Source organism: Enterococcus pseudoavium NBRC 100491, assembly GCF_001544295.1.
GTDB lineage: Bacteria > Bacillota > Bacilli > Lactobacillales > Enterococcaceae > Enterococcus_A > Enterococcus_A pseudoavium.
This window is the reverse complement of record NZ_BCQF01000014.1, coordinates 1-18,505: the sequence shown is the minus strand read 5'-3', so window position 1 is coordinate 18,505 and position 18,505 is coordinate 1. Positions and strand designations below refer to the sequence as shown.

General features: G+C 39.0%; 14 protein-coding genes. All 14 read left to right on the top strand.

What is annotated here, in order from left to right:
* Positions 1–9 precede the first annotated feature (9 nt).
* The gene (locus tag EP1_RS07955) at positions 10–804 is read left to right on the top strand and encodes a glycosyltransferase family protein (RefSeq protein ID WP_067626189.1); all 795 of its coding nucleotides are present in this window, start codon (positions 10–12) and stop codon (positions 802–804) included.
* A 16-nt stretch (positions 805–820) separates the two neighbouring features.
* On the top strand, positions 821–1,564 hold the full coding sequence (locus EP1_RS07950; protein ID WP_067626184.1) for a glycosyltransferase family 2 protein: 744 nt from the start codon (positions 821–823) through the stop codon (positions 1,562–1,564).
* A gap of 111 nt (positions 1,565–1,675) precedes the next feature.
* Entirely contained in the window at positions 1,676–2,545 is an 870-nt protein-coding gene (gene rfbA / locus EP1_RS07945) for a glucose-1-phosphate thymidylyltransferase RfbA (protein WP_067626182.1), read from the top strand.
* Positions 2,546–2,556: 11 nt separating this feature from the next.
* Positions 2,557–3,129, top strand: a complete 573-nt coding sequence (rfbC, locus tag EP1_RS07940; RefSeq protein WP_174519746.1) for a dTDP-4-dehydrorhamnose 3,5-epimerase — start codon at positions 2,557–2,559, stop codon at positions 3,127–3,129.
* A gap of 64 nt (positions 3,130–3,193) precedes the next feature.
* Entirely contained in the window at positions 3,194–4,222 is a 1,029-nt protein-coding gene (rfbB, locus tag EP1_RS07935; RefSeq protein WP_067626178.1) for a dTDP-glucose 4,6-dehydratase, read from the top strand.
* Between the two features lie 166 nt (positions 4,223–4,388).
* Positions 4,389–5,231: a dTDP-4-dehydrorhamnose reductase gene (rfbD, locus tag EP1_RS07930; RefSeq protein WP_067626175.1), complete on the top strand. Its 843-nt coding sequence runs from the start codon at positions 4,389–4,391 to the stop codon at positions 5,229–5,231.
* Positions 5,232–5,251: 20 nt separating this feature from the next.
* Entirely contained in the window at positions 5,252–6,112 is an 861-nt protein-coding gene (locus EP1_RS07925) for a glycosyltransferase (protein ID WP_067626172.1), read from the top strand.
* A complete protein-coding gene (locus EP1_RS07920; protein ID WP_067626170.1) occupies positions 6,081–8,162 on the top strand; it encodes a DUF7657 domain-containing protein in 2,082 nt (693 codons plus the stop codon). Before EP1_RS07925 ends, EP1_RS07920 begins: the two co-directional genes overlap by 32 nt.
* Before the next feature lie 24 nt (positions 8,163–8,186).
* On the top strand, positions 8,187–9,449 hold the full coding sequence (locus tag EP1_RS07915; RefSeq protein WP_067626168.1) for an EpaQ family protein: 1,263 nt from the start codon (positions 8,187–8,189) through the stop codon (positions 9,447–9,449).
* A 141-nt stretch (positions 9,450–9,590) separates the two neighbouring features.
* Complete coding sequence (locus tag EP1_RS07910; protein ID WP_067626166.1) at positions 9,591–10,403, top strand: ABC transporter permease; 813 nt, start codon at positions 9,591–9,593, stop codon at positions 10,401–10,403.
* 14 nt (positions 10,404–10,417) lie between these two features.
* Complete coding sequence (locus EP1_RS07905) at positions 10,418–11,623, top strand: ABC transporter ATP-binding protein (RefSeq protein WP_067626164.1); 1,206 nt, start codon at positions 10,418–10,420, stop codon at positions 11,621–11,623.
* 2 nt (positions 11,624–11,625) lie between these two features.
* The gene (locus tag EP1_RS07900; RefSeq protein WP_067626162.1) at positions 11,626–14,787 is read left to right on the top strand and encodes a glycosyltransferase; all 3,162 of its coding nucleotides are present in this window, start codon (positions 11,626–11,628) and stop codon (positions 14,785–14,787) included.
* 5 nt (positions 14,788–14,792) lie between these two features.
* Positions 14,793–16,937 (top strand): glycosyltransferase family 2 protein, encoded by a 2,145-nt coding sequence (locus EP1_RS07895; protein ID WP_067626160.1) that lies wholly within the window; start codon positions 14,793–14,795, stop codon positions 16,935–16,937.
* A gap of 142 nt (positions 16,938–17,079) precedes the next feature.
* On the top strand, positions 17,080–18,505 hold a 1,426-nt coding region (locus EP1_RS07890; protein ID WP_157065585.1), incomplete at its 3' end, for a hypothetical protein.

The following is an 18,505-nucleotide window of genomic DNA, read 5'->3' as shown; positions in this document are numbered from 1 at the left end:
TCCGTCGTTATGAAGATGAAAGATAAAAAAGTGACGGTCAGCATCGTAAGCTATAACAGTACGAAACTTTTTTTAAGTTTGGAGGCATTGATCAAAATACTAGGTGATCAACCAATGATCCAAATCAAAATTTTTGATAATGCGTCTGATCCCAGCTATCAAGAGCGATTAAAAAAGTATCTTGAGTACCCATTTGTGGATATTACCTTCCATGATGAAAATAAAGGCTTTGGCTATGGACACAACGCCAATTTGCTGGGGCAGACTGGTTATGGAATCATTTTTAATCCAGACATCATTTTGGATGAGAACGAGTTAGAGGCGATGGCAGCTCATTTAGCAAAACATCCCGAGTGTGGGTTGCTGGCACCCAAAGTTCTTAATGAAGATGGGACCATGCAATATTTGATTCGCGATCACTTGAATGTGTTTGATTATATGCTACGCTTTATTCCCTTCAAGTTTGTCAAAAGACTGTTTGCAAAGCGACTTGCTCGATTTGAATGTCGCGCGTTGCCAGAGGATCAAGATAGTTATGTTCGAATGATCTCCGGTAGTTTTATGGTTGTTGATCTAGTTAAATTTAATGAAATTCAAGGGTTTGATGAACGGTACTTTATGTATTTTGAAGACAATGATCTTTGTCGCAAGATGGAAAAAGCAGGTTATCAGGCACTGTACGCACCAAGGTTTTCGGTTGTTCACTTATACGAGCGTGGAGCCGTCAAAAGCGGCAAACTTTTTATTATTTTTTTACAGTCCATGAGTAAATATTTTCAAAAGTGGGGCTGGCAATTTTTCTAATTTTGGAGGTAAGGGAATGGACCAACAGTCCAAGGGGCAAATCTCGGTTTGTATGGCAACGTACAACGGACGTCACTTTATTGAAGAACAAATAAATAGCATATTCCCGCAACTTTCCACTGATGACGAGTTGGTTATTTCCGACGACCATTCAACCGATGGTACGTGGGAATTTTTATTAGACTTGCAAAAACAAGAGCCACGAATCAAGTTATTTCGTAATGAAGGGCAAGGGCTGATCGCTAATTTTGCTAACGCGATCCAACAAAGCCAGCACCCGCTTATTTTTTTGAGTGACCAAGACGATGTTTGGGTACCGGATAAAGTGGAGCGGACTTTGCCATATTTTGAAAAGGATCCGAAGGTGAAAGTCGTCGTTTCTGATTTGATTATCGTGGACAATGATTTTGAAATCTTAGCTCCTTCTTACCAAGCGATGCGTAAGACGCACCAAGGGTTTTGGCATAACTTGCTGAGGAGTAGCTATATCGGAGCAGGGATGGCCTTTCGTGCAGAGTTAAAAGCACTGATTTTACCGATTCCTTCTGATGTTCCGATGCACGACATGTGGATTGGTTTGTTAGCAGATTATTATCAAGGAGTAGTTTTTATTCCGGAACAGTTGGTCTATTATCGGCGTCACGGCTTGAATGCTTCAGAGATTAAAACGACTGCATCTAAGCTTCAGCAATTTAAATGGCGTTGGAATGCCTGGCAATTGGTGAGGAAAAGAATAAAAGAAAATAAAAAAAAGCAATAAAACGATTCTGCTGATACCTAACATCAGGTATAATGTGTTCGTGTGTATTTTCTAAATGATGGCCTATTTTTAAGAAAGATTCTCCATCTATCAATAATAAGGAGCGTAATGATGAAAGGAATTATTTTAGCAGGGGGAAGCGGCACCCGTTTATACCCTCTAACCAAAGCAACATCAAAACAATTAATGCCAGTTTATGACAAACCAATGATCTACTATCCAATGTCGACATTGATGTTGGCAGGAATTGATGAAATCTTGATTATCTCAACCCCGCAAGATACACCGCGCTTTGAGAATTTGTTTGGCGATGGTCATGAATTAGGGATTCATATTGAATATGCCGTTCAAGAAAGTCCTGACGGTTTGGCTCAAGCATTTATTATCGGGGAAGAATTTATCGGCGATGACAGCGTCTGCTTAGTGTTAGGTGACAATATTTATTATGGTGACGGTCTATCTCGGATGTTGCAACGAGCGGCGCAAAGAACAGAAGGCGCCACTGTCTTTGGTTATCATGTAAACGATCCTGAACGTTTCGGTGTGGTGGAATTTGATGACGAGATGCAGGCTGTTTCGATCGAAGAAAAACCAACAAAGCCTAAATCACATTATGCAGTCACTGGTTTGTATTTCTACGACAATGATGTAGTCGAAATTGCCAAAAATATTCAACCATCAGAGCGTGGCGAATTAGAAATTACGGATGTGAACAAAGAATATTTGAAACGTAATAAATTATCAGTTGAAGTTATGAGTCGTGGGTTTGCTTGGTTAGATACCGGCACGCATGAATCGCTATTAGAGGCATCAACATTTATTTCAACGATTGAAAAACGTCAAAATTTAAAAGTTGCTTGTTTAGAAGAAATTTCTTATCGGATGGGTTACATCACGAAAGAGCAATTGGTTGAATTAGCGCAACCGCTGAAGAAAAATCAATATGGACAATACTTATTACGTTTAGCAGAAGAGGAATAATCATGGGGAAAATCAAAGTAACAGAAACCAATTTAACAGATGTCAAAATCATTGAGCCTGCTGTCTTTGGCGACCATCGGGGCTTTTTCACTGAAAGTTATTCAGTAGAAGATTTCAAAGTAGCCGGTATCGATTTTGATTTTATTCAAGACAACCATTCACTTTCAACGCAACCTGGTGTTTTACGAGGACTGCATTTCCAAAAAGGGCAATCCGCACAAACCAAATTAATTCGCGTAGTAACAGGGGCGGTACTTGATGTAATTGTCGATATTCGCAAAGGCAGTCCGACTTATGGTAAATGGGAAGGTTATATTCTTTCTGAGCACAATCACCGTCAGCTACTAGTTCCTCGGGGATTTGCCCATGGCTTTGTGACATTGACACCTAACGTCAACTTTTTGTACAAATGCGATAACTACTACGATGCAGAAGCAGACGGCGGGATTTCATTTGCCGATCCTGACCTAGCGATTGATTGGCCAATCGACATCGATAAAGCTATCACTTCCGAAAAAGATGCAAAACAACCAACTTTGAAGGAATTTGAAGCGGAAAATCCATTTGTCTATGGTGAAATTTAAACAATCTTTCTTTTGAAATAATTTTTAAACAGATGAGTATTTTAATACGAGGAGCAAAGTAGCGATGAAAAATATTATTGTAACCGGCGGAGCGGGCTTTATTGGCTCTAACTTCGTTCATTATGTGGTGAATAATCATCCAGAGGTCCATGTGACAGTTTTAGATAAATTGACTTATGCTGGAAATAAAGAGAACTTAGCTGGTCTACCAGAAGACCGAGTAGAGTTGGTAGTGGGTGATATCGCTGATGCAGAATTGGTGGATCGTTTGGTCCAAGAAGCAGATGCGGTGGTCCATTATGCGGCAGAATCTCATAATGATAACTCATTAAAGGATCCTTTTCCTTTTGTCCAAACCAATATTATTGGCACCTATACATTGATTGAAGCTTGTCGCAAACACAATGTTCGTTATCACCATGTTTCAACCGATGAAGTTTATGGTGATCTTCCGCTAAGAGAAGATTTACCGGGTCACGGAGAAGGCGTAGGGGAAAAATTCACTGCCGAAACACCGTATAATCCATCAAGTCCGTATTCATCAACGAAGGCAGGTTCTGATTTACTAGTGAAGGCTTGGATCCGTTCTTTTGGACTGCAAGCGACGATTTCCAATTGTTCAAATAATTATGGTCCTTACCAACACATCGAGAAATTTATTCCGCGTCAAATTACAAATGTTTTGAGCGGTATTCGACCAAAACTTTACGGCGACGGAAAAAATGTTCGTGACTGGATTCATACCAACGATCACTCTTCTGCCGTTTGGTTGATTTTGACAAAAGGAAAAATCGGCGAAACCTATTTGATTGGTGCCGATGGCGAAGAAGACAACAAAACTGTGATGGAAATCATTTTAGAAGAAATGGGTCAACCCAAAGATGCCTATGATCACGTCAAAGACCGCGCTGGTCATGATTTACGTTATGCAATTGATTCAACCAAGTTGCGAGAAGAATTAGGTTGGACACCAGAATTCACCAATTTCCGGGCTGGAATCAAGGATACCATCCAATGGTACAGCGATCATGAAGCTTGGTGGCGGGCGGAAAAAGATGCAGTTGAAAGCAATTACGCGAAAAACGGCCAATAATACAAAATAAATGAGGCAGGTGCAACCTGCCTTTTTGTCAGTTACTCTTTTCACAGCACCAGAATGTATTTGTTTTACTGAGCGAATCTGCTTAGCGAGCTGAGATGGGTACAAGAATTTTTATATTGAAATCGCATTACTATAAGGATACGGGGAGTAGATACGAATGATCTTAATCACAGGTGGACATGGTCAACTAGGAACAGAATTGCGTCATTTGTTAGACGAAAAGAACAGTGAATATGTGTCAACAGACGCTGATCAACTAGATATTACAGATAAAGAAAGTACTTATAAATTCATTACTGAAATGAAACCGGACATCATTTATCATTGTGCAGCGTATACTGCAGTGGATAAGGCCGAAGATGAAGGCAAAGAATTGGACGAAACAATTAATGTTGTAGGAACACGCAATGTGTCGGAAGCCGCCAAAGCAGCAGGGTCAACACTTGTCTATATCAGTACGGATTATGTTTTCGACGGCAAAAAAAAGGATGGAATGTATCAAGTTGATGATATGACCAATCCGCTAAGTGAATATGGTCGGACTAAACTTTTAGGAGAAAAAGCGGTACAAGAAATTATGGAGGATTACTATATCATCCGAACTTCTTGGGTTTTTGGAATCTATGGACATAATTTTGTTTACACGATGCAAAATTTAGCTAAGACCCACGATCGCTTAACCGTCGTCAATGATCAATTCGGCCGCCCAACTTGGACTAGAACATTGGCTGAATTTATGACTTTTGTGATTGAAAAGAATGCGCCCTTTGGTGTCTATCATTTATCAAATGAAAACAGCTGTTCATGGTATGAATTTGCAAAAGAAATCTTAAAAGATACGGACGTGGAGGTAGCGCCGGTCACTTCGGCAGAATACCCACAAAAAGCGATACGTCCGCAATATTCAATTATGGATCTAAGCAAAGCCAAAGCACTAGGCTTTGAAATCCCAACTTGGCAAGAAGCTTTGACCAGCTTTCTTGAGTTAGAAGCAAAATAATAAAAAAAGAGGTGAGTAGTATGTTTGAATTTGTGATAGTCTTATACAATCTGGCTGCTTCAGAGTCATCAACAATCACAAGCTTGAATCAACTGCTGACCTCAACTGCTTTTCCAGAAATCAAACGAATCTTGATCTTCGACAATAGTTTCCAAGCGGCTGTGCCGAAGAATTTGGCGCCACGTTTTGACTATCAGCACAGTCCTTCAAATGTAGGCTTGGCGCAAGCCTATAATACCGCGTTGAAGCAAAGTGCTGCAGAAACGGAGTGGCTGGTGACTTTGGATCAAGATACCGTGATTACACTGGAATATTTAACTGAATTAATTAGGGAGTCTAGATCACTGCCAGAGTCAGTGGTAGCGATTGCTCCACTAATTATGGATCATCAGCAGCAAGTATCCCCTGTTCGCAGCGATACTTTGCGGCCATTACATAATGTATTACCCGCCGGAGACAAACTGTACTCAAAGGATATTATGGTTATCAATTCCGCAACAGCTCTTCGAACGAATTTCTTGCGTAAAATTGGCGGTTATAATTTAGAATTTCCGCTAGATTATTTGGACCATTGGTTGAGTTGGCGAGTCTTTACTGAAAAAAAACAAGTCAAAATTTTGAAAGCAACATTGCAGCATCAGTTATCTGTCTTGAACTATGCCGAACAAATGACGGTCGCTCGCTATCAGGCAATTTTACAAGCCGAAAAAAGCTATTATATTTTTTATCAACAAACACGGCTGACAGATTATCGGAAACATTTGTTCCTGCGTGGGGTCAAGCAATTGGTTACCGGCAAATTTAACTATGGGAAAATGACATTCAAATTTTTATTTTTAGGAGGAAACAATGGAGACAAGAGCACAAAAACGAACGAGTGAGGGAGCGTTTAAACGAGTGAATCCGTTTGTCTGGATCATTGATCAAATCATTCGTTTTCGCTATCTGATTGGCGTATTTTTTTTGGTTATGATTGTTGCGCTAAACTTGAATGGGAGTTCGATTGGTTCTTGGGATAAAATTGTTTCGGAACGCAGTGATGGTAAGAGTTCTGATGTGATTTTTGGTGAGAATCGTCAAGTCCGTTCAGATGAGTGGATGGTTCAAACCCCCTTTTATTTTTCACAGGCGGAAAGTGATTATCCAGTAGTCAATCAGCAGTATGGCAAAGAAGGGCAAAACATGATTGTTGCCTATAACGCGCCGGTAAAAGATTTAACGCTTATTGGTAAACCTTTTAATTGGGGCTTTTTATTTTTAGGAAAAGAACGGGGACTTTCTTTTTACTGGGGCTTTAAAATTATTGGGATGCTGTTACTGAGTTTTGAACTGGTCATGATTTTGACAAAACGCAATAAATATTTATCACTATTGGGGGCTCTATGGATTACCTACTCACCATCGATTCAATGGTGGTTTATGCAGCACGTCGGTGATTTGATGTTTTTTACTCTGGCAATCATGGTTGCCAGTTATTACTATCTTGCGAAGCATGAAAATAAATTATTACGCTTATTGATGATGGGCTTGATTGTTATCAGTGGGATCGGCTTTGTCTTAGTCTTGTATCCAGCTCACCAAGTGCCGCTGGCCTATTTGATATTGTTCTGGTTGTTTGGAAATTTGATTCATTTCCGCAAAGAGCTGGTACTAGATATTTGGGATTTGCCAGTGATTGTTGGCGGGTTAGGAATTATTGTGTTTGTACTGTTGCATTTTTATAATAGCTCAAAAGAAGCGATTGAAGCGACAATGAATACAATTTATCCTGGTCACCGGGAAGCTAGCGGTGGCGGGCGACCACCTTCAGATTATTTCCTCTTTTTAACGAATTGGAAGATTCCATTTAAAAATTTCAATTTTCATGGCACAAACAATGGCGAAGTAGCCTCATATTTCAATTTCTTTCCATTAACAATTCTGTTGTCTCCATTTATTTTCTTTTCTAAGCGGGGGAAAGAGGAGAAATACATCGGGGCAATTTTAGGTTTATTCTGCTGCTTTATTTTTGGGTGGACCTTCTTTGGTTATAGTCACGGAATTGCAAAAATTTTTCTGCTGACTTATGTGACTAGTACTCGGGGACTTGTGACACTTGGATTTGCCGCCGTCTTGCTATCACTTTGGATGATCAATTTTATTTGGGAGTATACTAAAATTCCTGGTTGGATCAAACTGATTTTTCTAGCCTTAATCATTGGTTTAGCTACACATTCGATGGTTTCATCGGTGATGGGGCTGTACTTTAATAATTTTGAGATCTTTATAACGCTAGTGGTATTTGCTTTGATCCTGTTTAGTTTGCTGTTCAAGTTGAAAAAACTATTTTTGATTGCGATGAGCTTGATCGTTTTGGCTTCGGGAGCGTTTGTTAATCCGGTCGTCCAGGGGACGGGTGCGATTGATAAGAAAACATTAGCCCAAGAAATTGTTAAAATCAAAAAAGAAGATCCTGAAGCATTTTGGTTATCCGAAGGAGATCTTTACAACTTTACTCCAGCATTGGGCGTGAAAACGATCAATTCGGTTCGCTTCTATCCTGATATGAAATTATGGCAGCAAATTGATCCTAAACATAAAAATGAAAAGATTTACAATCGATATGCCCATACGCGAGCTTTTGTTACGGCAGATCAAACTAAATTTCATTTAGATCGTCCAGATAATTTTACGGTAAATATCAATTTCACTGATTGTGAGAAACTGGGCTTTAAATATGTAATCAGTAAACGACCATTAGAAGATTACAATGCGTTGAACTATGCACAGTTTGAACAAATCTATGGTCCCGACAAAGACAGTTGGTCCATTTATCAGCTAAGTTTTGCCTCTGATACTGATCAAACAGAGGCGACAATAGATCCGGTCGGTGGAACCGAAAACTACCAAGAAATCCCCCAACAAGTACCGGATTATTATGGACAATATTAATTGATTGAGTTTCGGAGGAAGAAAATGGAACGAGTGAAAAAAGGAACGTCAGCGACGTTGAATACGATCAGTGCCGTCATTTTAATTGGGATGACATTGTTGTGTTTTTTCCTGTGGACTAAAGGAATCGGGACACAAGGGATGTTTAATATTTATGCCAATATGGGGCGCTATATGCCGATCGGAGCGACGATTGTTTTATTGCTGAATTGCTATCGTTTGAAAGTAGAAGACTTAGTATGGATTGGTATCGCAATTTTGTCAGTATTTTTCTTTCAGCGGTTTGATGTTATGCGGCAAGCGGGGATTTGGTCAGATATTACGCTGGCATTGATTATTTTTATTGTATTGGATTTTAAGCTAGTTGAATTTACTAAAGGCTTACGAGGGCTTTTTGCTGGGTTAATGGTTGTGGTTTTATTGATCACGGCCTATCGGATTTTTACGGAAATTCCTGCTCCAGCGGCTGGAATGAGTATTTGGGATAAAAGCAATAAGTTGCAGGAAATTTGGATTAATACGAACACGATTGGCAGCAGTGTCATGTGCGCGAGCTTTTTAAGTGCGACATTATTTCAATCATTAGAATGGACATGGGCAAAAATTATCAAATATCCCATCTATCTGATCGCCTTAGCCTGTACTTGGGTTGTGCAATCGCAGGCCGCCTTTATCGCAGTCGCTTTCTTTGTTTTCTTTGATTTGTGGCCAGCTTTTTTAAAGGAAAAAGTCAAGTGGGCCTATGGGATTAGTTATAGCATTTTCCTAATCGGCATTTTTCCTTTGTCTCTGTTTCTAGCAAATTCTAGTCATTTTGATTTATTTACCGGGCGAGAAGATATTTGGAAGCATTTCTATGAAACGTTGTTTAAGGTAAAGGGCCAATTTTGGGTCGGCATGCCACCTTTTACGTTTAAACGTGGGGCGCAAATTTTAGGCAATCACAATAGTTACAATGCAACGTTAGGACAGTTCGGTTTAGTTGGGCTAGTTTTAATGAGTTCATTTATTTTATATAATGTTTGGCGGTTAATTATAAAAAAAGAGACCGCTGCATTTCAACTGAGTTTTTTGATCGCTTTTTTTGCGGTCTTACTTCAGTCAACGATGGAAGATACTTTGATGGCACCTTACTGGATCCCAATTACTTTTTGTTTATTAGGACTTGCTTGGCAACAAAATCAGGTTCCAGAAGAGTTTTATGATTATTCGCTGAATATTTTTGATCCAGAGGTGGATGAAGAGGAGTTTGAAGTACGACCTACCCGTAGCAGTCGTTATCGTTAATTGTTAAAAATAAGTTTAGATGTTTATAAGCATCTAAGCTTTTTTTGTGTGACCTTGCTTTTACATATATCTTTCTGTAGAATAATAACGTTAATCAACTGTAGAAATAATAAATTAAAGCTTTAGATGAGAGGTAAAAAAATGTTCAAAGACTTACTGAGTTTTTTTAAAGAAATTTATCAAAATCGTACCTTATTGAAACAATTTTCAGTCAATGATTTCAAAGCACGCTATGCTGGCTCCGCCTTAGGGATTTTTTGGGCTTTTGCTAATCCTTTGGTAATGGTTGTGACCTATTGGTTTGTGTTTGGAGTCGGTTTTAAAGCGGCGATGACAGATGGAAAATATCCCTTTATCGTCTTCTTATTAACCGGGTTGGTTCCATGGATGTATTTTTCTGAAGTCTTAGGTTCAGCTACCAATGTTTTTCGTGAATACAGCTATTTAGTCAAAAAAGTCGTGTTCAATATCCGAATCTTGCCATCGGTCAAATTATTCTCAGCTTTGTTCATGCATGTCTTTTTCATTGTAATTGCTTTGATTGTAGCAATTTTTAATCATGCAATTCCTAGCCTGCATTTGCTGCAGCTGCTTTATTACCTATTCGCTATGATGATGTTCTTGACCGGTTTGACGTGGATCACTTCTTCAATTCAGCCGTTTTTCCCAGATATCAACCAATTTATCGGCGTGATCATGCAAGCATTGATGTGGGGAACACCGGTACTATGGAGTATCAACCAATTTGCGGCACATCCTACGATCCAATTTATTTTAAAATTCAATCCAATGTTTTATGTTGTCCAAGGTTATCGTGATGCGTTCTTTGGGGAACAATGGTTTTGGGAAAAACCATTATTAACAATCTACTTTTGGGTTGTGACCTTGATTCTATTAGTGGTCGGCAGTGTCGTCTTTAAACGCTTGAAACCACATTTTTCTGATGTTCTGTAAGGAGATAAAATTAAATGACTGAAACAGTAATTGAAATTAACCACTTAACAAAGAAATATGATATGTATAAAAAGCCTTCGGATCGTTTAAAAGAAGCGCTTAGCCTGACTAGAAAAACCTATCATGAAGTTTTCTATGCGTTGAACGATGTAAATATCGAAGTAAAAAAGGGTGAAATGATCGGGTTTATCGGGGAAAATGGTTCAGGTAAATCGACCATTTTGAAGATCATCACAGGAGTTTTAACTCCCTCAGCCGGCGAGGTCAAAATCATCGGTAACATTGCTGCGTTGTTAGAATTGGGTTCAGGATTCAATCCTGAATACAGCGGCTACGAAAATATTTTCCTTAATGGGATGGTTTTAGGCTTTTCCCGCGAAGAAATGCAGGAAAAGGTTGATGATATCATTAATTTCGCCGATATTGGCGATCACTTGTATCAGCCAGTTAAAACTTATTCCAGCGGGATGTTTGTGCGTTTAGCCTTTGCTGTAGCTATTAATGTTGATCCTGATATTTTGATCGTTGATGAAGCCTTGGCAGTCGGGGATTTAGAATTCCAGTTAAAATGTATGGAAAAATTTACCGAGCTGCGTAACGCTGGTAAAACGATTCTATTCGTTTCTCATGATGTTAATGCGGTTCGCCGTTTTTGCGACCGGGTCTATTGGTTGAAAAATGGAGTCGTTGAAGCAGAAGGTGAAACGATGGAAATCACCGAGACTTACGAAAACTTCTTAAAGAAAAAATCATTAAAAACTGTGGATCGGGATAATTCTACTTCAGAGGAATTTTCTGCTTACGATATTGTAGAAGTCAAATCTGCTGAGTTATTAGATGGGGACCTACAGCCTTTGGAAATAGTCGAACAGGACAGTAAAGTCGTGGTGAAAGTAACGTATAACGTGAAGGATGATTCGATCAAACAACCGGTTCTGGGAGTGGCGATTCGAACCGTTGATAATAATTATGTTTGCGGACTAAACACTTTATTGGATGAAGAGTCGATTCCTTGGAAAAAGGGTGAGAATGTCTTTTATCTAGAATATGAAAAAATGGCCCTTTTAGGCGGGGAGTATTACTTTGACGTAGCCCTTTTTGAAGAAAATGCCACGGTGCCGTTGGTTTATAAGACCCGCTATTTGACTATGTTCATTTCTGGCAAATACGTCGGCGAAGGCATCGTTGTTTTGGATCACAAGTGGAAGGATACGATTTAATTATGAAGTATGATTTTGATTTGTCACTGGAAGAGCATACAAGTGTTGGAAAGATCATTAGTCAAATTACGGAAGGTTCCACTGTTTTAGAGTTTGGTCCAGGGAATGGCCGCATGACCCAATACTTGATTAATAAAAAAAAATGTGAAGTTTCGATCGTGGAATTTGATTCGGTCTTATATGAGCACGTCATGGGCTTTGCCCAGGACGGCTTTTTAGGAAATATCGAAGAGTACAAATGGAGTACTTATTTTGCTGATAAGCAGTTTGATTTTATTATTTTCGCAGATGTTCTAGAGCACTTAACAGATTCGGAAAAAGCCTTGCAGGAAGCCAGTAAGTTTTTAGCACCAAACGGTGAAATTTTACTGACCTTCCCTAATTTGGCTCATAACTCGGTCTTGATTGATTTGTTTAATAATAAACTGGACTGGAAAGAATATGGTCTCTTAGACCGAACCCACAACAGTTTTTACACACAAAAGGGTTTTGAAGAATTATTTGAACGGCTGGGTCTATCGATTCGCAGAGAAGACTTTACTTATTCGCAAGTTGGTCAAAATGAATTACCTGCTAGTTATGAAGAATTACCGCAAATGGTGCGGTATGATTTTAAAAAGCGTCCTTTTGGAGAAGTGTATCAGTATTTCTATGCTTTGCGTAAAGAATCAGTTAAAACTCCTGAACGAGTGGAACCAATTAATTCGAATTATAATAAACAGATGCAGTTGGCCTATTTGCTGGACGGAAAATTCACGATAGAACCCTACATCTTTAATAATCAAAGCGGTGAAAATAAAACGACCGTTCATCAGGCCCCTGAGAATGCGGAGAAATTACGAATCGTCATCGGGAAAGTTCCAGCAACAATCCAATTATCGGTAGTCGTTGATAATAAATTACTGGAGATTGAAGAAACGAACGCTTCGTGGTACCAAGAAGATCTGCTGATGTTTCCAGAAATTACTGAAGAACCGTATGTGATCATTGACGGTGCATTGGTAGCCGGTAAAGAATTTACGGTGAACGTAAATGTCTTAAATGAAGAGGAATTTTTTCCATCAGAAGTGAAGGTCATGAAGGATGTAGCGAAGGAGCAGATAAAAAATCGGTTGCTATCCTTGAAACTTAGCTACTTGGATCAACATGAGTATCAATTAAGTAAGATTCCTTATACTGAAGCGGGAAGTGAAATCGCAGGCATCAAATTGACCGTTGAATCAATCGAAAATAATGAGTCAGAAAACGAAGTAATCATTAAAGGCTGGGGATTCTCAGAAGCTAACCAGCTACCGTTGAGCTATTTGCTAGCTGAATCGGTTAATCCGTTGCAAGTCAATCCAATCTATCGCCCAGATGTCAATGAAGTTTTCGGCATTGATTCAACAGAAAAATTTGGTTTTATTTTGACTGCGAAAAATCTGCAAGTGATGGATGAGTTGAAGTTATTTGCGGTAGATGATCAAGATCAAATCTATCCTGTTTTAGCTAAAATAACGAAAACTAAAAACACACCGGTCACGAGAAAAGTTCGCCATTTATTAGGCTCAATCAAACGCAATGGCTTTTCTGGAGCGCTTAAAAATTATCAACGCTCAAAACAGCAAAGTGCTAACTACGAAGAGTGGATGCTCAAAGTTGAAGAACCGACGAGGACGCAATTGATCGCGACGTTGGACAGTCTGGCCTTCCAGCCTAAAATTTCTTTAGTCGTGCCAGTCTATAATGTTGATGAAAAATGGTTGCGGGCTTGTGTGAAGTCTCTGACGGATCAAATCTATCCTAATTGGGAACTTTGCTTAGCAGACGATGCGTCACCTAAAGCGCATATCAAGCCGCTATTGCAAGAACTAGCAGCAACTGATGAACGAATCAAAATTGTTTTGCGAGAAAAAAATGGTCACATTTCAGAAGCAACCAATTCAGCGATTGAAATTGCGACGGGCGAGTACATCGGCTTTTTAGATAATGATGACATTTTAGCCGATACGGCATTACTGGCAGTCGTGAATGCCTTGAATGAAGATCAAAATCGTGAATTTATTTATACCGACGAGGACAAATTATCCATGAGCGGTAAACGCTTTGATCCTTTCTTCAAACCAAATTGGAATGAAACCTTACTACTAGGTCATAACTACATTACTCATTTTGTCGTCGTCAAACGCTCGATCATAGACACCATTGGCGGTTTACGAACAGAGTTTAACGGCAGCCAAGATTATGATTTTGTGTTACGAGCAACCGAAGCTGCTAAAGAAATCTATCATATCCCTAACATTCTTTATCATTGGCGAACAATTGAAACCTCAGTGGCGATGGATCCTCAAAGTAAGGAATATGCTTATATCGCTGGTCAAAATGCTTTACAAGCGGCCCTTGAACGGCGGAAGCTTGATGGTGCCGTCACGATGACGAAAAATTATGGCGCCTATAAAATTGATTTCAAGTATGAAACTGAACCTAAAGTTTCAATTATTTTAAGTGGGCAAACTAGTGAAAAACAGCTCCAAGAATTGTTGACGACGGAATGGAATGATTTCGAAATTTTGACGAACCGTTCAAATCTGGCAGATTCGCGGATTCGGACGTTTACTGGTCAGAATGAGAATGAATTAGCTCGTGAAGCTACGGGCGAATTTTTAGTCTTTTTAGGTGAAAATTTAACCCCAACGAAGCCTACTTGGCTAAAAGAAGCCTTGAATTTTGTTCGCTTGCCTGAAGTCGGAGCAGTTACGGGAAAAATTATCAGTAAAGATGAGGCTATTTTAAATTGTGGGGTCGTTTTAGATCCTGCCAATGAACGAGTTGTTTACGAGCAACAAGGTCTTTCAAATAAGACGATCGGAACTTATTTCCGTCCCGCACTGCCGCGTGAAATCTATACGGCGACTGAGGATATGCTCATTTTGCGTAAAGAGGACTTTCTTGCACTAGCCGGGTTTGATCTGTCATTGCCAACTCAGATCAAAGGAATTGATTTCTCGATTCGCTTAGCCAAAGAAAACAAAAAAATGGTTTTCGATCCTTATTTTGAAATGCGCTATCCAGGAGAAAATCATTTTGCTGTAAAACAAGAAGCTTACGCTACCTTAACTAATAAATATTCGCAAGAATTGAATGATCCATTAATCAATCCAAATCAATTCAGCATAGGGGGTTAATTTTGATGACAAAAAAGCAACAAGTTTGCATTGATCAATGCAGTTATCAGCCCAAAACAAAGCTGCTAGAAATAAAAGGATGGGCGCTTGATTTGATTTCAAAGCAAGTTCCAGAAATTGAACTTGCTTCAGATAATGTGATTAATGATAAAACGGAATTCTATCCCCGTTCGGATGTGGCCGCGGCGCATAAAACAAGTGCCAGTTTGCAAATGGGCTTTAGCATGACAGTCGAAGTCAATGATCCCGCCGGACCAATTATTGTCGCGTTTAACTTTAACGATGAGCAGCAGACGCAAGTCTTTATTCCAAAAGAAAATATTGTGAAGGAAGTAAGACAACCTTCGCAATTGCATAATTTTTACGGCAAGGCTCGTAAAGGATTCGGCTATTTAAAACGCAATGGCTTAAAAAATACACTGCGACGTATCAAATTAGATCAAACTAAACAATCCGATGAGCGTTATCAGCAATGGATTACTGATAATGAAAATTGGGATGTAAAGGCTATTGAAGCAGAAATCGCGAATTTTGATTATCAGCCGCTCATTTCAATTTTGATGCCTGTCTACAATGTCGAAGAGAAATGGTTAGAAAAATGTATTGAATCCGTGCAAAATCAGTTTTATCCTAACTGGGAACTTTGTATGGCGGACGACCATTCGACCGATGTTTCAGTCAGACCCTTATTGGAAAAATATGCTGCACAAGATTCACGCATCAAAGTAGTATTTCGTACGGAGAATGGACATATCTCTAAGGCAACCAATTCGGCCTTAGAAATTGCAACAGGGGATTTTGTTGCATTATTGGATAATGACGATGAATTAGCTCCGATTGCTTTGTATGAAGTAGCCAAGCTGTTAAATAAAAATCACGAGCTTGATTTAATCTATAGCGATGAAGATAAGATCGATATGGCTGGGAAGCGTTTCGATCCAGCGTTCAAACCGGATTGGTCGCCAGATTTATTATTAGGAACAAATTACATTTCGCACTTAGGAGTCTATCGTCGCTCGATCATGGAAGAAATCGGTGGTTTTCGGGTCGGATATGAGGGCTCACAAGATTATGATTTGGTCTTACGTTTTACCGAGCAAACAACAGCTGATCGAATCGCTCATATTCCACAAATTTTATACTACTGGCGTATTTTACCGAGTTCCACCGCTGCGGATCAGTCAACGAAGAGCTATGCTTTTGATGCCGGCTTGAAAGCTGTGAAAGATGCGATCAAACGCCGCGGCCTGCAAGCGACTGTTAACCATGCAGCGGGGAATGGCTTGTATGATGTAGATTATAAAGTACTTTCAGAGGATTTAGTGAGTGTGATTATTCCCACCCGAAATGGTTATGACGATGTGAAACGCTGTTTGGATTCGATTATCGAAAAAACGACGTATCCAAATTACGAAATTATCATGGCTGATAATGGTAGTGATCAACCTGAGATGCAAGAACTTTATGCTCAGTATCAAAATCAATTGGGAGAACGTTTCGTTGTAGAATCAATTGATATCCCCTTCAATTATTCTCGCATCAATAATTTAGCCGCTAAAGTTGCAAAAGGAAAATATTTATTGTTTTTAAATAATGATACAGAGGTTATCACGCCAGAGTGGATGACCAAGATGGTCTCTTTTGCACAGCTTGAGCGAATCGGCTGTGTTGGGGCCAAATTATACTATCCTAATAATACGATCCAGCATGCCGGTGTAATCTTAGGTATGGGGGGAGCAGCGGGGCATGGTCATCATACTTTCCCAAGGGGCGATTTCGGCTATTTTGGTAAATTAGAGATCAACGTCGATTATTTAGCAGTCACTGCCGCTTGTTTGATGATTCGAGCAGAAGATTTTGTTGAGATTGGCGGTTTTGATGAAGAATTGACCGTCGCCTTTAACGATGTCGATCTTTGTTTGAAGGAGTATGAAGCTGGTCATAATAATGTTTGGCTTCACGGAGTCGAGCTATATCATTTCGAATCCCAATCACGAGGCTATGAAAATACACCTGAAAAGCAAGCCCGTTTTGAAAAAGAAACAAAGCAAATGGAAGCCCGCTGGACTAAATATATTGAAAATGACCCTTACTATAATCCCAATTTAACGAGGACTGGTGGCGATTTTTCAGTGAGAATAGAAAGGTAATCGATTAAATCGATTACCTTTTTTTGTTTAATAACACGATAAATATGATAAAATGTTTATAATAATATTATAAAGGGATAGGAGGGTTGTTAAATAGTCGCATTAGATTATTTAACTTTAGCTTATGAAAAAGAAAAAAGTGTTGGGGAACATATTTTTATCGATTATTTTGTGTCTGCCTTTGTTAGGATTCCGTTATTCTGATGAAACAGTATCAACAGAAACGATCTCTACAAGTGAACTAAAAACGAAAATGACCGATTCATTAAGCAGTACAACTAGTACTACTGTTGAAGAAATGACTGAAAGTTCAAGCAGTGCAACTAGTTCTACGAATTCAGAAAGTATGGAAACAACGACTGAAAATTCTGAATCAATTGACGAGACTTCGCTTACCGAAGAGGAGCAGGAACCGCAACGGTCAACGATTGCAACAGAATCAGTAGGTGAAAAATTTTTCGTTTCAATTACTGATAAGGATTATGTGTTACTTAAAGAACCTGATGGAGAGAGAGTAAATGATAATAACAAGAATTATCAAAAAACTTTTTCTGCCCAAAAAATAAACGGTAATTCTGAGATAACTTATTTTCTACTTAGTACATCAACTACGAAACTGGGTTACATCGCTGCCTCTAGTGTGGAAAAAGTAGCGGGTGAAGAAGGAAAGTTATTCCCAGAAGCAACAAATACGTATGGTAGTATTGTCTCTCCTAATGCCATTCTATTTACTTCTGATTTTCAAGAAAAAGGAATGACTAGTCAGTTACTCAATCAAACTTTTCGAATTGAAGGATCGTACCACCATTATGATGGAAAAACCTATTATTTACTGAAAGATTCGAATGATCAGACAGTTGGAATAGTTACTGCAGCAGCTGTCGAAAAAGGACAACATCCTGCAGGGAAAAAACATTTGGTTAATGATTATTATTCTGTTATAAAGAAAGATCAAAAAGTCTGGAAAAATATTAATCTCGAGGAAATGGGAACCACAACAACTATTAATGAAAAAACATTTAATGTTAAGGAATGGTACTATCATTTTGATGGCAGTAAGTATTTTGCTCTTTATGATATAAACGAAGGATTCAAAGGAATTGTTAAGGAAAGTACTATTCAAAAGGCGAGTAATCAAGGCGGAATTTGGCATTCAACGAATCAATACGTAACAATCACAAAAAGTAGTGGAACGATTTGGAATGATTTTGCCTTTAAAAGTGGGAATTCGATAAAGAGTCTGTATCAACGGACATATCGAGCAACAGGCTACTACAACCATTTCAACGGATCAAAATATTTGTCCATTTATGATGGTAATGGTAAATGGCAAGGGTACTTAAACGAAAGGGATGCAAGTGTGTCGGGTACGCCGGGAGGTGAGTGGCACGGTACAAACCAATACGTAACAATCACAAAAAGTAGTGGAACGATTTGGAATGATTTTGGTTTTAAAAATGGAAATTCGATAAAGAGTCTGTATCAACGGACGTATCGAGCAACAGGCTACTACAACCATTTCAACGGATCAAAATATTTATCCATCTATGATAATAAAGGTAAGTGGC

Coding starts and splice junctions, on each gene's coding strand:
- EP1_RS07955 (WP_067626189.1), top strand. CDS start 10: ATGAAGATGAAAGATAAAAAAGTGACGGTCAGCATCGTAAGCTATAAC.
- EP1_RS07950 (WP_067626184.1), top strand. CDS start 821: ATGGACCAACAGTCCAAGGGGCAAATCTCGGTTTGTATGGCAACGTAC.
- rfbA (WP_067626182.1), top strand. CDS start 1,676: ATGAAAGGAATTATTTTAGCAGGGGGAAGCGGCACCCGTTTATACCCT.
- rfbB (WP_067626178.1), top strand. CDS start 3,194: ATGAAAAATATTATTGTAACCGGCGGAGCGGGCTTTATTGGCTCTAAC.
- rfbD (WP_067626175.1), top strand. CDS start 4,389: ATGATCTTAATCACAGGTGGACATGGTCAACTAGGAACAGAATTGCGT.
- EP1_RS07925 (WP_067626172.1), top strand. CDS start 5,252: ATGTTTGAATTTGTGATAGTCTTATACAATCTGGCTGCTTCAGAGTCA.
- EP1_RS07920 (WP_067626170.1), top strand. CDS start 6,081: ATGGAGACAAGAGCACAAAAACGAACGAGTGAGGGAGCGTTTAAACGA.
- EP1_RS07915 (WP_067626168.1), top strand. CDS start 8,187: ATGGAACGAGTGAAAAAAGGAACGTCAGCGACGTTGAATACGATCAGT.
- EP1_RS07910 (WP_067626166.1), top strand. CDS start 9,591: ATGTTCAAAGACTTACTGAGTTTTTTTAAAGAAATTTATCAAAATCGT.
- EP1_RS07905 (WP_067626164.1), top strand. CDS start 10,418: ATGACTGAAACAGTAATTGAAATTAACCACTTAACAAAGAAATATGAT.
- EP1_RS07900 (WP_067626162.1), top strand. CDS start 11,626: ATGAAGTATGATTTTGATTTGTCACTGGAAGAGCATACAAGTGTTGGA.
- EP1_RS07895 (WP_067626160.1), top strand. CDS start 14,793: ATGACAAAAAAGCAACAAGTTTGCATTGATCAATGCAGTTATCAGCCC.